8 protein-coding genes are annotated in these 16968 nt (G+C 42.2%); 3 read left to right on the top strand and 5 right to left on the bottom strand.

Annotation, left to right across the window (positions count from 1 at the left end):
* Window positions 1-12: 12 nt before the first annotated feature.
* On the bottom strand, window positions 13-1071 hold the full coding sequence (locus tag BDD43_RS05710) for a glycoside hydrolase family 43 protein (protein WP_121196779.1): 1059 nt from the start codon (window positions 1069-1071) through the stop codon (window positions 13-15).
* A 718-nt stretch (window positions 1072-1789) separates the two neighbouring features.
* On the opposite strand from BDD43_RS05710, the gene BDD43_RS05705 reads away from it, so the two are divergent.
* The 3 genes from BDD43_RS05705 to galB all read left to right on the top strand — a co-directional run bounded on the left by BDD43_RS05705 (window position 1790) and on the right by galB (window position 9849).
* Complete coding sequence (locus BDD43_RS05705) at window positions 1790-4924, top strand: SusC/RagA family TonB-linked outer membrane protein (RefSeq protein WP_121196778.1); 3135 nt, start codon at window positions 1790-1792, stop codon at window positions 4922-4924.
* Window positions 4925-4935: 11 nt separating this feature from the next.
* The gene (locus BDD43_RS05700; RefSeq protein ID WP_008507914.1) at window positions 4936-6918 is read left to right on the top strand and encodes a RagB/SusD family nutrient uptake outer membrane protein; all 1983 of its coding nucleotides are present in this window, start codon (window positions 4936-4938) and stop codon (window positions 6916-6918) included.
* Window positions 6919-7005: 87 nt separating this feature from the next.
* Window positions 7006-9849 carry a beta-galactosidase GalB gene (galB, locus tag BDD43_RS05695; protein ID WP_008507913.1) on the top strand — a complete coding sequence of 948 codons (2844 nt, stop codon included), beginning with the start codon at window positions 7006-7008 and terminating at the stop codon, window positions 9847-9849.
* A 507-nt stretch (window positions 9850-10356) separates the two neighbouring features.
* Here galB and BDD43_RS05690 read toward each other — a convergent pair.
* The 4 genes from BDD43_RS05690 to BDD43_RS05675 form a co-directional block, all read right to left on the bottom strand.
* Window positions 10357-11724 carry an MGH1-like glycoside hydrolase domain-containing protein gene (locus BDD43_RS05690; RefSeq protein WP_008507912.1) on the bottom strand — a complete coding sequence of 456 codons (1368 nt, stop codon included), beginning with the start codon at window positions 11722-11724 and terminating at the stop codon, window positions 10357-10359.
* A 22-nt stretch (window positions 11725-11746) separates the two neighbouring features.
* Window positions 11747-13096: a glycoside hydrolase family 140 protein gene (locus tag BDD43_RS05685; protein ID WP_246001470.1), complete on the bottom strand. Its 1350-nt coding sequence runs from the start codon at window positions 13094-13096 to the stop codon at window positions 11747-11749.
* 81 nt (window positions 13097-13177) lie between these two features.
* Entirely contained in the window at window positions 13178-15346 is a 2169-nt protein-coding gene (locus tag BDD43_RS05680) for an alpha-L-rhamnosidase-related protein (protein WP_121201891.1), read from the bottom strand.
* 38 nt (window positions 15347-15384) lie between these two features.
* A complete protein-coding gene (locus tag BDD43_RS05675; RefSeq protein WP_008507909.1) occupies window positions 15385-16968 on the bottom strand; it encodes a DUF5060 domain-containing protein in 1584 nt (527 codons plus the stop codon).

Genomic DNA, 16968 nt, shown 5'->3' with positions numbered 1-16968 from the left:
TATTTATCTTATTTACTTTTTAAACGGGTCAATCATAGCGATACTGCCATCGGCATTGTGATGCAGCTCGGTTACTTTAATATTACGCAGGTGAGTTTTGCCAGATAGTTCGGTATCATGATAGAAAATATACCACTTACCTTTAAACTCAACAATAGAGTGGTGGGTTGTCCAGCCTTGTACGGGTTTCATAAATATGCCCTGGTATACAAACGGGCCAAATGGCTTGTCGCCAATGGCATATTCCAAATAATGAGTATCACCTGTTGAGTACGAAAAGTAGTACTTGCCGTGATATTTATGCATCCACGAGCCTTCAAAAAAGCGATGGTCGTGATCCTTAGTCAGTAATTGCTTGCCTTGTTTATCCAATATGATGACATCTTTAACCTTACCGTCAAAATGCAGCATATCCTTACTCATTTTTACCACTTTACAGCTTAGGGCAGGTTCATTGTCTTTACCTAAGTCGGTTTTTGAACCATTGGCATCGTACTTGCCGGTTGCCCAGCGTTGCAGTTGTCCGCCCCATATGCCACCAAAGTACATGTACGACGAACCATTCGTATCGGTAAACACAGCAGGATCGATACTGAAGCTGCCCGGTATAGGTCGTGGTTGTGCCTTAAATGGCCCTGCCGGATTTTTTGAAGTAGCCACACCGATATGGAACACGTCACTTTTATCTTTTACGGGGAAGTATAAAAAGTAAGTGCCGTTTTTATACGCGGCATCGGGAGCCCATAGCTGGCGACCTGCCCACGGTATATCTTCAATATCAATTGCTACACCATGGTCGGTAACTTTGCCGCCAATTTTATCCATCGATAGAATATGATAATCGCGCATGGCAAAATGATCGCCGTTATCGTTTTCGGGGATGCCCGCGTCAATATCATGCGATGGGTAAATGTATATCTTGCCGTTAAAAACGTGGGCCGATGGATCGGCGGTATAGATTGATCTGATAAGCGGTTCAGCTAGATAAGTCTGTTTTTTTTGTTGTGCAAAAGTTTGACTGATCGATAGGCAGCCTGTAATGGCTAGGGCAAGAGGTTTAAATATTTTCATTTCGATTCAAAATAATTTATGAGTAATTTATTGATTTACAGGCTTTTAATTTAATAAATCAGAAGGTTTTACCACAAATTACCGATGCCGGATTGGCTTATTACAATCTACCGAAGAAGTCCTTACTGGTTTATTAAATAAATATACGTAATAATTTACTTTTTACAATCGATTGTAATTATTGGTTTATAATGATTGTAATTACGACGACCACGAATCAGAAAAAACAATAATGTTGTACTTTGATGAACTTTTTCTGAAATAACATGTCCAGTCGTAAAGGAATTTGAAAATTCAATGCCTGGCGACCATTTATAATTTGGGCTCGATTGCAAAAGATTGAGGCAAAGCGGTAGAAAAAGTCCACGCCGTCATAGTAATTGGCCTTATGCTCACTTTAAATTAATGAAACCGATTGTATTGCACATCTCAGTTTTAATTTTTTAATGTTTTAGCAATTGCGGGATCGAATTTATTAGCTGGTTTGAATAATTTGCATCATTCAAATCGGCTAATAATTGTTTAAACAGGCATTATTTCAATTTCATGATGGCCAGATATTCGCAGAAAATAAATTTAATTAAATATTAGCAATCGATTGCATTTATTAATAATTAAATTTATTTTAGTCCCCGATTATAAGCCTCCGACTAATTTCGGAATAGACCAACCATTTTATTAACCTTTTATTAATTCACTTAAACGTATTCTTATGCGAATGACAGTTTACTCACAAAAAAAGGTAATTAGGTATAGTGAATCTAGCTTTAAAAGCATCTTTATTTTAGCTTTTATTGTATTACTATCTCTTTCTTCCTTATCGCTTTATGCGCAAAACATCAAAATTCAAGGACGGGTTCTGGATCCTGCCGGTCAATCGGTACCCGGAGCCTCCATTCGGGTGAAAGGGACTCAAAACGGCGTGACAACGGATGCCAACGGTAATTTCCAGCTCTCTGCACCCGGTAATTCAACGCTTGAAGTATCTTTTATTGGTTATGCCACACAGGAGAAAGCGGTCAATAACCAAACAAAAATCACGATTACCTTGGTTTCTGACACCAAAACCTTACAGGACGTGGTGGTGATCGGCTATGGCAGTCAGCGCAGGGAATCTGTCACCGGTTCAGTGGCTTCCATTAGCGGAGCTAATTTGAATGCCGTTCCTTCCGCTAACATCGCCCAGGCTTTGCAGGGCCGTTTAGCTGGCGTAGATGTTCAGCAAAGCTCCACCAAGCCTGGTGCTACCGCGCAGATCCGTATCCGCGGCACCCGCTCTATTAATGCATCAAATGATCCGCTGATCGTATTGGACGGTATCCCTTTCGCAGGAACAATTGCTGATATCAGTCCGGACGATATTAAAAGCGTTGATATTCTTAAAGATGCTTCTGCCACTGCGATCTATGGGTCCCGGGGTTCAAACGGAGTTGTCCTGATTACGACCCGTAAAGGTAGCACAGGGCAGGCGCCCCAAATTTCTTACAACGGTTATGGTATGGTAAAAGACGTAATGAAGTATCAGATGATGCAGTCTGAGCAATACCTTGCCCTTAGGAAAAGAGCCGGTTTATACACCGCTCCAGGTACGGATGAGGACGCCACGGGAAATACGAATACCGATTGGCAGGACCTGTTTTACAGAAAGCCGGCAACTACGCAAAACCATGATATCAATGTAACTGGTGCCACTTCCAGCAAAGGAACTTACAAATTTGGTGTTGGTTATTACAGGGACGAAGCCCCTATACCTTTATCTCAGTATAACCGTATTTCGTTGCGCGGATCTGTTGATCAGGAAATCGGCAAATATTTTCGTATCGGATTTACGACAAATGATAACTACAGCATTACGGATGGTGCCAACCTGGGCATGTACGGTGTTTTGAACATGTCGCCGCTGGCTAACCCTTTCAATTCCGACGGGTCCACGAAGAGACTCGTTGTTTTGCCGGCAGACCAGCCTTGGGTATATACCAGAGAAACGCTGGCTGCTTTGGGCGATAAATACGTCAATACAACTAAAGACCTGGCTTCTTATAACTCTGCTTACGTTGATATGAAGATCCCGGGAGTAGAGGGCTTGAGGTATCATCTTAATCTGGGAGGGAACATCCGTACGAGTAATTCAGGCAGCTATACAGGCGTGGGCGTATTTAACACTGATCCCAACAATCCTAATACTGCCTCGATAGGTAATTCGCGGACAACGCAATGGACGGTTGAGAATTTGCTTTTTTATGACAAGACTTTTGCTCAAAAACACAACCTGAACGTAACGGCGTTATACTCATCAGAGCAGACAACCTATAATGCGTCAAATATCAGCAGAAAGAATATCGCAGGCGATAGCTTTCAATTCTACAATTTAGGACAAACTTCAAGCGGCAGCAACGATGATATTACGATCGATCCTAATAATCAAGCGTACAACCAAAGCGGATTAATGTCTTTGATGGGCCGTATCATCTATACTTATGACGATAGATATTTACTTACCGCAACTTACCGCCGTGATGCTTCCTCCAGACTAGCTACAGGACATAAGTGGCATGACTATCCGGCTGTTTCCATTGGTTGGAATATCAATAAAGAGTCATTTATGCAAAATCTCAGTTGGGTAAATAGTTTGAAGCTTAGGGTCGGTTATGGGGAAACATCCAATCAATCAGTAGCACCTTATGCGACACTAGGTCAGTTAAGTGTACGACCTTACAACTTTGGTGCAACCAACGCCAACGGTTACTACGTTACCCAGCTACCTAATCCTGATCTTGGCTGGGAATATTCTAAGACCAAGAACCTGGGCCTGGATTTCTCTTTATTCAATAATCGACTCACCGGTACCGCTGAAGCCTATATCACCGAAACGGATAACCTTTTACTAAGTGTCGGCTTGCCTGCAACATCAGGAGTAAGCAGTTATACAGGTAACGTAGGTTCGACATCGAACAAAGGTTTTGAGATCACTTTGAATGGCGTGATCATCAACAACAAGAATGGATGGACCTGGGAAGCAGGTGTTAACTTTTACCGTAATGTTAACCGTATAACTGCACTGGCATCCGGACAGCAACAAGATGTAAACAATTGGTTGTTTGTTGGACATCCGCTTAACGTGATATATGACTACAAGAAAATTGGCATATGGCAAGCAAGCGAAGCTGCTACCGTAAAGCAGTATGAAGGACCTGCGGGCGTTCCCGGAATGGTTAAAGTGCTCTATACCGGAACATATAATCCTGATGGCTCTCCTACCCGAAACATCAGTGCTGCTGATCAACAGGTGCTGGATGCTGATCCCGACTTTCAGGGAGGTTTTAATACCCGGGTTGCCTACAAAGCGTTCGACTTTTCGATAGTCGGCGCCTTTGTACATGGAGGTATTTTAAACAGCACCTTATACGGCGCAAACGGTTACCTGAACTTGGAGTCTGGTAGGGCCGGTCAGATCAATATCGACTATTGGACACCAGATAACCCGAACGCCCAGTTCCCTGATCCTGCCAGTCCGAAAAGCAGTAACAATCCTAAATATGGGTCTACTTCAGGTTATTTCGACGCCTCTTACATGAAGATACGTGCCATAACCTTAGGCTATAATGTTGCTGGCAAATGGTTGAAGTCAGCCGGAATCAAAAAGCTGCATGTTTATACTACCGCTCAGAATCCGTTTATCTTCTTCTCGCCCTATTACAAACTTTCTAAACAGGACCCCGAGCCTAACAGCTACGCTAACGATAGCTCAAATATGGCAGTTGCTTACGGTAGCGGACAAAGTCGGTTGCTGACCGTAGGTTATAATACGCCGAGTACACGTAACTATTTATTAGGATTAAACGTAACATTTTAAAATACACGAATATGAAACGAGTATATAGAAAGTTCTTTCAAGTATCAGTGTTAACTGCATTCGCCCTAACCGGGTGCAAGAAGATCCTGGACGAAACGCCGCGCGCTACTTTTACGCCGGATTTCTTTAAAACACAAGCAGGAGTCCAGGGAGGTATCACCTCTCTTTATGGTCACCTGCGTTATATGTACGGCAACGGCTATTTTATTAATTCGAATGAAGCCGGTACAGACGAGGAAACTTGGGCTCAACTTGCCGACCTGAACACCAAGAACATCGATTTTTCGGGTGTAGGAACGGTAAATCCTCAAACCGACAATTCGGGCATTGTATGGAACAATAACTTTCCTGATATCAATACGGCCAGTGGCGTAATTGAAAACGGTGCAGCGGTCGGTATTTCGGATGCACTGATCGCAGAAGCCAGATTTTTTAGATCTTTCGATTATTTCCTCTTGGTGCAAACATTTGGCGGTGTGCCACTTGACCTGGGTGCGGGAGAATTAAAATTCAATACTTCTACAGCAAGGACGTCTAAACGAAATACCGTACCCGAAGTGTATACTAAGGCCATTTTTCCAGATCTCCTGATAGCGATCGACAAACTGCCCACTGCGCCACGCGTTGTCGGTGGTGTAACTAAGAACGTTGCTCGTCTCTATCTTGCCAAAGCTTATTTGACTTATGGCTGGTGGCTGCAAAATCCCAATAATATCCCAACTTATCCGGATGTAGCTAGGACCGACCCTGCCGGGCACGATGCTGCATATTACTTCAACCAAGCCTATACGGTTGCCGCAGCGGGTATAGAATCGCCAACTCCTTATAGTTTGCAAGCCAGTTTTTATGATGTAAACGTCGCCACAAACGACCGGAACAATGAAGTGATGTTGTTCGCGGATCACACACAATCCAGCGCGCAATATAATGGAGGCGACTTGAGCTACAGTTCAGGAGGATTTAGTACTGACAATTTTGCTTCATGGTTTCAGCAATGGAACTATACTACGATTACAAGCAGTAAAACAAATAGCAGCTGGAGCGGTTATAGTTCAGTGCAGCGTGCGGCAACACAACCTTTAGGTCGCCCATGGACCCTTTTGGCACCTCCTCAAGGTGTATTTAAAGTGACCTTTGCGGACAAGCTTAATGATTCGCGATATGATGGAACCTTTGTTACCCGGTATCGCTGTAATTTAAAAGAGGCTGGTTACACGGGTACTACGCTCTACAATGCTAATTACCTGCCAATAGGCGAAGGTGATGCTGTTCTCAGCTTTTTGAATGATGATGTGGGTGGTGTAGATTACACCAATTCCGTGTATAAAAGTTCTGTAGGTGCAGGTGTTTTACCTGGCAGGGCAGATTTTGTCATTGAGCCAAGTAATATTAGTCGGATATGTTACCCTGGCAACTTTAAACTGGGACCTTACCGTACCGACAATAACGGTGGTTTAGGTTCGCCAAACGGTAGCAGTACACGTCCGTTCCCGGTGGCTAAGTTCTCGGAGTTGTTTTTTATTGCCGCAGAAGCCGCTGTGAAGGGTGCCGCTACCAGGGCAATCAGTGGATCATATGCTAACGATGGAACCGCAAGAGGGCTAATTAATGTTATCCGCGCCCGTGCAGGCCGATGGCGCTTTGACAATGGGAACCAGGTAGCTAAAGTCCAGGACAACAGTGCGGCAATTATAGCAGCCACACCTGCTTCAATTGATATCAACTATATTCTTGCCGAAAGGAGCCGTGAATACTTCGGTGAAGGTTACCGCTGGTTCGATTTAGTCCGCACACAAAAATGGACAGAGTTAAGCAGCTCTTTCGTAATCGCAGGTAAAACCAACCCTAACGATTGGAACGATCACACCGTTGGAACATTTACACGTACAATCCTACCAATGAATTACCTCAAACCAATTCCTCAATCACAGTTAGACGGATTGGATATGAGTCCTGTAGATAAAAAGGCCTATCAAAATCCGGGTTACAATTAACGTTTTTAAAAAGTTCATTATTGTTTTTAAAAGGAGAGATAAGCATATCTCTCCTTTTTTTACTATAAATCTATAATACTTTTCTTAATGAAATCTTCGACCTTAAAACCATTGATTCTAAATACTTTTCTTATCCAACTTATTTCTACGAGAAATAGGATTGGGGCAAGGGTCTTGCTATTGGTTATGATATTGCTCCGTTTTCCATGTGATGCACAAAAAAAAGCGATCATAACAAACGAGGGCAGAGAAAGGATCAGTTTAAATCATGGCTGGAGATTCATGCGTTATCAAGACAAAGGTGATGAACTGATCTATGATGAACGCCCTGTTGTTTTTGATCGCAAAGATGACGTTGTGGCCGATAGTAAACCATCACAAAAACCTCTCCTTGCGGGTACTTCCGAAAAAGTATTAAAGAAGTGGATACTCCCCACCGCAAACGATTTTATTAAAGACGAGTCAAAGCATTACGTAAGGCCGGCGGGTGATCCAGGGAGCAATTTCCCCTTTGTACAGCTGGGATTTAATGACAAAAGCTGGGAGAAAGTAGATCTTCCTCATGACTGGGCTGTTAAAGGACCATTCTACAAAGAAGCCAATGCGATAGTGGGCGGAGGAATGGGAAGATTACCAATCCAAGGTATTGCCTGGTATAGGAGGAAGATCGGCATACCAATAGCTGATCGTGGAAAAAATATTTATCTGGAAATAGAAGGAGCAATGTCTTATGCTATGGTTTGGTTAAACGGACACCTGGTCGGCGGGTGGCCTTACGGTTACAATTCTTTCAGACTCGACTTAACTCCTTACATCAAATTTGGATTAGACAACCAAATCGCAATAAGACTGGATAATCCGCCCAACTCATCAAGATGGTATCCCGGCAGCGGATTGTATAGAAATGTTTGGCTTACTAAAACTAATGCTGTTCAGATAGCTCAGTGGGGCACTTGTATCACTACATCGGATATTTCTAAATCTTCGGCCGTTGTCAATCTGGATGTGAACATTGAAAATAAGGCTGATTATGATGAACAAGTAAAAGTATTAACTGATATTTATAGTTTGGATAATCAGTATCAAAAGGTGAAAAAGATAAGCAGTTTCCCTTTGTCGATTGTTAATGTGAACCATCATAATAAGTATTTGGTTAAAAGCGAATTGTTGCTGAACAACCCCGCTTTATGGCAGCCTTTACCCACACAAAAACCCAACTTATATGCGGCTGTTACCCGTTTATACACAAATAATAGGTTGGTTGATACCTACGAAACGCGGTTCGGAATCAGAGACATCAGGTTTGATCCTGTTAAAGGTGTAATTGTAAATGGAAAAGCTGTAAAAATACAGGGAGTTAATCAGCATCACGATCTTGGAGCTCTTGGAGCAGCATTTAATTACAGGGCGGCTGAAAGGCAACTGGAATTACTACGTGAAATGGGATGTAACGCGATCAGGTTATCTCATAATCCTCCGGCCCCCGAGCTATTGGACATCACTGACAAAATGGGCTTTTTAGTCATAAATGAAATTTTTGACTGTTGGGAACAAGGCAAAACGCCATTAGATTTTCACCTGATCTTCCCGGATTGGTCTGAGGCGGATACAAGGTCGTTTATCAGAAGAGATAAAAATCACCCTTCAATTATTGCCTGGAGCTTTGGTAATGAGGTTGGCGAGCAGTACACGGCAACAGAAGGTGCAACAATAGCCCGGAGATTGAGTGCTATAGTTAAAGACGAGGACCCGACCAGGCCAGCTACCGCTTCGATGAATTATGCCAAACCGGATATGCCATTCCCCGCCGTTATGGATATTCTTTCACTAAATTACCAGGGCGAAGGGATCAGGGATGCACCGGCCTATGCCAAGCTAAAGGGAATTAGAACAGCCCCCTTATATCCAGCATTTCATGATAAATTCCCGGGAAAACTAATCATCAGTAGTGAAACGGCATCCACGCTAAGTACACGCGGAACATATATATTTCCAGTAACTAGTGATTTTAGCGCACCTGTAAGTGATACTACCGGAGGTGATGCTCAAAACCAATATGTAAGTGCCTATGAATTGTATACAGCTCAATTTGGGGCTTCGCCCGATAAAGTATTTGCGTCACAGGATAAGCACCCTTTTGTATGTGGAGAGTTTGTTTGGTCCGGCTGGGATTATTTAGGTGAGCCGACCCCGTATTACGGGGCCAGAAGTTCTTATTCCGGTATCATAGATCTTGCCGGTTTTAAAAAAGACAGATTTTACCTCTATCAGGCGCGCTGGCGGCCCGATCTTCGTTTCGCTCATATTTTACCTCATTGGAATTGGCTAGGAAGGGAAGGTAAAATCACTCCCGTGCATATTTTTTCTTCGGCCGATGAAGCCGAATTGTTTCTTAACGGTAGATCATTGGGGCGTAAAAAAAGAGTGGAATATCAATACCGGTTCAGATGGGATGACGTTAAATATGAACCTGGTGAACTCAAAGTGTTAACTTATAAGCATAGGTTGCTTTGGGCAACCGAAACCCTAAAAACCGCAGGGCAGCCGGTTCGTTTAGGACTAAGGGCTGACCGAAGGAAAATAAAGGATGATGGCGCTGACCTTGCTTTTATCACTGTAAAAGTTTTGGATAAGGATGGGAACATCGTACCTATAGCCAATAATAAAATTGTTTTCTCTATATCCGGACCAGCAGAAATCGTTGCAACAGATAACGGTGATCCAGCTGACCTCGTCGCCTTCCCGTCAAAGGAACGAAAAGCATTAAGCGGCATGGCGTTGGTTATAGTAAGATCATTAAAAAAAGCGGCAGGCAAGTTTGAATTGAAGGCGGAAGCTGAAAATCTGGGTTCAGCTAAGATCGTCTTATCAACAAGCGCTAATTTACTAGATGTAAGACATCAAAAAATAACTAAGGGAATTAAGAGGTAATAAAACCGTATTCTTGCACTAAAAAGAAAAGCCCCTGTCTATGTTTTTAACCTTAATTCGCAAGTAAAACCAACCGAAACGTGCAATAAATATGTAAAACAATCAAATTAATTCTTTAACATACACTGTGCTTTTAACTTTTATTGTCCTTAACACGCTCGGAATCAGACATGAGTTTGATGATTAGATAAGTCAATGCAGTGCGGGTGAAACGCTATCTGTTATGGAGAACGACAGCCTCACCTAACCTGTGATAACCCTTACATGAATCATATCTGGGACTTTATCTTACGTGTTAATAACCTGGTTTACGTAAGGTAAGAATGCTTACCGCGCACTGATATATGCAACTCATTTGATAAGGATGATGCGCTTTTTAAACGTTGCTGCTTCATTTAGGGGATTGGTAATAGCAACTCCACTACAAGCGTGCCCATTTATTATAAAAACATTATCACAATTTATCAGCGCCGATTACTGTCTTATCCCGATACTAAATCGATGGCGCTAAAATTCCTCTATTACGGGCTCTCCGTTTATGTAATCAATCATATTGATAACTAGGTAGTTCCAGTTTTGGAAACCTTTGTTTAATATCGGTTCGCCTGTGTCTGGTTCGTAATACTCATGAAGGGCTGCGTTCTTTTTATAATCCTTTCCAAAAAGCATAATTGTTTTGAATGCCAGCTGTTTTGCCTGATCTTTAAATCCGTATTTGACCAGTCCCCGGAAGGTCATATAATTGGAAATACCCCAAATCGGTCCCAACCAGTTAGATGGGTTGTTACTGGCCCGAACACTGTACATTTTTTCCAGCTTAGATAGCGTACGTATACCGTACTGCGCGTTAAAAGTTCGCTTGTCTTCCAAGTTTTCTACAACCATACGTTTAGCCTGCTCTGGAGTGGCAATTCCGGCCCACATCGCCATAAAGCCTGACCATGTGCCTATTCTTTGTATCAGGCAATCATAATTACGCGGAAATCCGCTGTGTAAAATCATCTCTTGTCCAAAAATTGTTGTAGGTTGTTCTGTCACGGGTTTCAAATTCAAGTCAACAGAATAAAAATAACCGTCCTTTTCATCCCAGCAGTTTTTTTGGACGGCTAGTTTAAGGTTTTCTGCATCTTTACTATATTCTGCTGCGATATCGGTCAGTTTCAAGCAACCGGCCAAGTAGACCATCGCATTCAACTCCTTATACATCAGGCAATTCAAGAAGATTGAACCCGAGCTTCCGTTAGGCCTGAAAAATGTTGAAGGGTCATTGTCTGTTCCGATAGCAAGGTCGTCCTGCCAGTAATATAAGCCGGTTGCGCGATTACGGTGATGGGATTCATAATTATTAATAAAGGCTTGCATCAGACTAAACTTTTCACGGAGCCACTCCGCGTCGCCATGGTTAATTTTGGTCAGAAATGCCGCGTGCTGTGCGATCACAGGTTTATGCATATTAGTCCTGTAAATATTTGCCGGCTTCATTTTAGCGGGATCGGAATTTTTGGCGATCAGGATCGGCATGTAACCGTCAAACCCGGTGTTATCAAGATAATTAAGGATACAACCCCGTTCGTACATAACAGCCTCGCTTTTATCACCTGCAGAACCGTGATCCTCTAAAATTTGTCGTAACGCAATATTACTTAGCCAGGAGTCCCAATCCCAGAGATCGTTAGCATAGGCATTACTCCCCGGAGTAATAAACGGTTGATGCAGTATGCCAACCGGTTTTCTAAACATCCCCTTATAATCACTAAAGACTTGCTGCCGAATGATCGAGATATTAGTTTTGATACTGTCAGGGATCTGAGCGAAAGTAACTCCTGTATATAAGAGCAGACAGAAAGAGCTTAAAAAATTTCTGATAGATTTCATGATCGTTATTTAATTAAAATATTTAAATGGAATCGAGAACAAGCACCCAGTCGTTGCCATTTCTTTTTTCACCGGGAGGCTTAAAATGCATTGAAGTTTGTTTACTGAAGACACCAATGTTTATCGTTTCACCTGTTCTGGGGTTAAACCACGCAGCACGTAACTTTTGTCCCAGAAGTTTATCTCCATTGATGAGCATCTCCCTGCCATTATAAGTGTAGATGAAAGCAAATTTTTTACCACGTGTAGCCAAAAGATGATCATATTGCAGTCCTTGCTGTCCCGCAATCATAGACTGATCAGGTACGCGTTCTTCGTATGGCCTGGATAGGATCAGTTTCTTTAAGAAGATCATTTGCTGGGCTCCGGGGCTATTGATGGAGGTGTACCAATATTCTTTTGAACCATAGGCCGGTTTTTTATCTCCGGGAAGATGCATTTGCATCACGTCGTTGTTTCCGTACGTATACCCACAGGCACCCGCAAAAACCGACCAATATCCGTACCTCCGGACGTCCGCGTCTGTCCATTTGGGTAGTTTCGTATCATGTAAACCATACGGGATATTTTCATAAGACGGCTCTGCATCAAGCGTCGGCTTAACAGGTGTTTTTTCGTAATCTGCTTTTACATACCGCCAGTTGTCTTCACCATATTTTAGATCTTCTTTGGATACATCCTGCGAATAAGTTCGGTGTCCAGACTGGAAACAGTTAAAACTCAACCAGTCTGCATCCTGAAACCAGGTTGAGGATTGCGTCCGTCCTCTGGGATGAAATGTAATCAAATGATTGGGATCGGCTTCGTGCAGTGCTGATCCAATTGCTCTCCAGGTATTTTCATAAATATTTCCTGCAATATCCCCTCCGTTCATCCAAATGATATTTGGCCTGCTTCCAAACCTTTTAGCCAGGAAGTCAGCGTAATTACGTCCTTGCTCGGGCGTAATGCGTTTACCCTTTACCACACCTCCCCATATCGGTACTAAAGCAACATACAAACCTTTTTCTTGTGCTTTACTGATGATCCAGTCTATGTGATCCCAATAATCATATTCTTTGTTTTTATTAAAATCGTTACCCGGAGTAATCTTGGGATGCGCAATTTTTTGATCAATTAAGGCAGAGTCGCCATAGCAATTTACTTCGGCGATATCATGTATTACCATTGCCTGAATAACATTAAACCCCTGTTTGCTCCTTGTTTCCAAATATTGCTCCGCACTTGCACGATCCAGTTTTGAAAATAATAACCAACCGGTATCCCCAAGCCAGAAAAAAGGCTTTCCGTCTGTACGAAAGTATCTGTGGTTAGGTGAAATGGTGAGTGGGCTAACCGCGAATTGCGCACGGGCGGTCAGCGTAGTCAGCATAATAAAGGTCAACCAACCTGTCAACGCTCTTTTCTTCATGTTTTTTGCGAGTTTAATTTGTTAAAGTCCGTAACATTATTTTTATAGTTCGGTATAGGTAATATTATAGGCTTTATCCTTAGTGATTATTAGTTCATATATATGATTACCTTTTGATATAACAGAAGCGTCTTTACAGCTTGGTTTCGATTTGCTTTTTATACGTAAAGTTCCTGTGCCATTTTCTCCTTTAATTTTAATATGCGTGTTACTGCAATACATTTTGATGTTTCCTTCTGGTGTCGGCACAGTGCCTTCCATCCATTTCAAACCACCTAAATTAGGTTCGGCTACCCATGTGGAGTATCCTGCCGTTAAAGGCTTTACACCCAGATAATATTTACCTAACAGGTATATTGGGCTTGCACCCCATGCATGACAAAGGCTTTTACCGAACGGACGACCATACATAGCGTAAACCTCAGCGCCCTTTTTATCCGGATTATACTCTTCCCAAAAAGACGTAGCACCAAGCTTTAACATACCGCCCCAGTAATCTTTCATTTGCTTTAATACATAACCCTGCTCGCCCATTGCGCAAAGCGCCTCAAGCTCGTAAAAGCGCATGTACGGTGTTGTTATCTTCTGGATATTATTGTTCAGCAACACGTTTTTCTTTACATCCTGCTTTTGCTGCTCGTTAAAGTAGTTAAAAAAAATGGCAAACATGTTAGTATAACGGGTAACGTTATCGCTTTGCTTATCATCAATTAAGCTATGCACCAACGCATGTTTTTGCTCGTTCCAGTACAGTTTAAATATCTTAGCTTTCAACTCATCAGCTAAGGCCTGGTATTTAGCGGCTCCTTCGTTATCGTTGTTGAGCTTGGCGCAGATAGCCATAGTTTCTAAACTACGGCAGAATAACAACTGCTCAAAACTCAACTCCCCTTGTTTGCTTAAACCATCTGCCCAGTCAATAAACAGCCAATCACCTGGTAAGCCGGCCATCATGCCATTTTTATCCCGCCGCGATAAGCAATAATCCATTAGCGTTTGCATACGCGGGTAAAACTGCTTAATAAAGGTTTTATCGCCTGTATACTGGTAATAATCGTTAATGCTCAAAAACCAATAAAAAGTATAATCCATTATGGTATTGATATGGCTCGTTACAGGATCTTTTCCGCGCAAAGCCAAAATAGTACGGGTTACTGTTGGCGAATCAAAAAATGAATAGTAATTCATCGCATAACTCTGGTAAGCATCGCCCGACCATATCCACCGATCCCTTTTTATCCCATCGATAAAAAACTCGCGTGTGGCTAACTGAAGGGTGTACTTAGAAATATCATAGATCTTATTGATTTCCTCATCAGAGCATCTGAAAGCCCCGCGTTGGGTTAACGGCGCATACTCATAAAGCATTGATACAGAATCAACAGAAACACCTGAATCAAACTGAACATTTACATATCGTAATGCTTTTGACAACTCCATTACAGAATCCTTTTTGGCAGATTCGTTAATCATCAATTCATCCAAAGTTTCGCAATGATCCACCGACTGTGCTTCTTCCTTCGACTCACCGTAATAAATATGCAGCTTACCTTTCCCTTTTAAACCATGTAATTTAACAAAGCCAAAAGTTTCTTTACCAAAATCTAAAAAGAACGAGTTGGCTTTTTTATCGCTACTCATGGCATGTTGCGGTACAGTTGGCAAACTGAATTTAGACGGGGGTGATAAAGGATCGTTAAAATTCCATGCACCAGCGTTCAGGTAAGTTGTTCCCGATTTATCAGATACCTTGCCCGTGGCATCAATCCACTCTTTATCTTCAAAAGTAACCAGCCAACTATCGTCGGATACTATAGTTTTCCCTTGAACAAATATTGCTGGTACCCTATCCTGACAATAAACTTTTAAACTCACCTTGTGATGACCTGAAGGAACAGTGATACTCTTAGGATAGCCCACAAAGGCCTGTCCATCAACCTTTACATTATACATTCCTTCAACATAAAGTTTAACCTCTTCTGTTGCTGGTACGTCAAAATCTTTATGGAACTCTACCAAAACATAATGGCTATCCATTTTCCAAAGCACTGGTAAAAACGCACCACGATCTGTACGTCGGTTCTGCATCTTGTTGCCCAGCCAAATATCAAAATCGCCGGGGTAGTATATCCATGTGGCTTTTTGAGCAAGAGCGCTATCAGTAATTAAAAGGATAATGAAGAATACGATCAAGGTAAATGTCCTTTTCATGTTCTTATAGTAATATATGCCATTCATATTAATTAGTTTTATTTTATTAAATGTATTCGAAATGCCAGATAAGAATCATCAGGTAAGCTTACCAAGCTATGGTTTTTATCATAAATTCGATAACCATCGGCTTTACTGGTCTCGAAAACCTGATTAATGGGCGTTACGGACATTTTCCATGTGTCAATCAGGTCAACCTTGTATTTTGTGCCTACGGGTGGCCCACCTTTTTTAGGCAAGCTGAACATCCATTCCTTTTGCTTTGGTTTGCCAAGATAGATGAGGTAATACGTGCTATCTGTTTGCGCGGTTTGATTATCCTTCCAGTTATCAGCGAGATGTAAAGGACCGGGGCCGTTTTCTAATAAGGTCCTGAGAAAAGCGATTCGGGCTGGGCTTTCGCCCTTTAATATGCCGCCCTTGGCCCAAAATATTGTATCTCCATTGCCTTTGATACTTTCACCATGTGTGACATATGTTCCGGCTATTATGCCCTGCCAGACCGCAGCTGTCATTTCCTGACCTGTAAGACGCCCCCATCTTTGAGGAAGATTTCCTTCATAACAAACCTCATCATAAATCACGGGTTTGAAATACACATCGCGTAATAAACCAGCACGGCCGAAATCTTCGACAGGTGCGCCGTTTTGTATGCTAACATGGGTAAAATACGGCTTCCAGTTATCGTAATACACACTGCCATTATGGATCGAGCACAGATGGCGGTAGGGGTCATGCCCCACTACAGCCGCTGCATAATCATCCCATACCGCACGGGGCTTACTTTTGATGTAATCAAATTCGTTGGCCATCGACCACCAGACGTTCCTGAAAGCCGAAAGGCGTGCCGCAAGATATTTAATATACAATAGATCATTTTCCTTACCCATACTGTCAAACCCCCAATGCCCTTTATCATAAGGGTGGAAAATGATCAGATCAGCCTCTATTCCAAGCGCGTTTAAATCATCGATCCGTTTTTCCAGATGCCTGAAAAAGGCAGGGTTAAACCGCTTAAAGTTCCACCTGTTTTTTCCATCTCCTTTTTCGTAAGGATAGAAAAGGGGTTCATTAGTTACATAAGTATAATATTTAGGGAGAATGCACATCCTGATTTTGTTAAAAGCGGAGCTTTTAAGTGTGGTCAATGTCGCTTCCTCAAGTTCTGGCCCCTGATGGATCCAAGCGTAAGCGGTGGTACCAAAAGGATAATATGGCTTACCGTCTTCGTATCTGAAATGATACGTGTCCGCAACGCGTATCATGCCATGATTTGCGTTGTTTGGAGCTACGCAGGTAAATAATCCAGACCGATGGTTTAATGCAGCAATATTACTTACTGTGATGTAATTCCACTTACCAAGTTCCATTGGCATAAATCTTATTAGATAGTTACCTTCGCCGTCATAAAAACCATCAACACTGACACGTTTGGAGTTATTCGAAAATATAGCGGAAAAATGATTTTCTGTAAAAGGATTACCTGTTACAGGGCCTTTCAAACTTATCTCGAACCGGTTCCAGCGTTCTACTTTCACTTGCGCATGTGCGCCAAATAAAAAAAGGAACACCAATAAAACTACAAAGACAAAAAATAAGAAAAATGTTTTGTTTGTCTGCAT

Origin of the sequence: Mucilaginibacter gracilis, assembly GCF_003633615.1 — a bacterium.
Lineage (GTDB): Bacteria > Bacteroidota > Bacteroidia > Sphingobacteriales > Sphingobacteriaceae > Mucilaginibacter > Mucilaginibacter gracilis.
The sequence above is the reverse complement of the archived record's forward strand: the minus strand, read 5'-3'. Positions and strand labels throughout refer to the sequence as shown.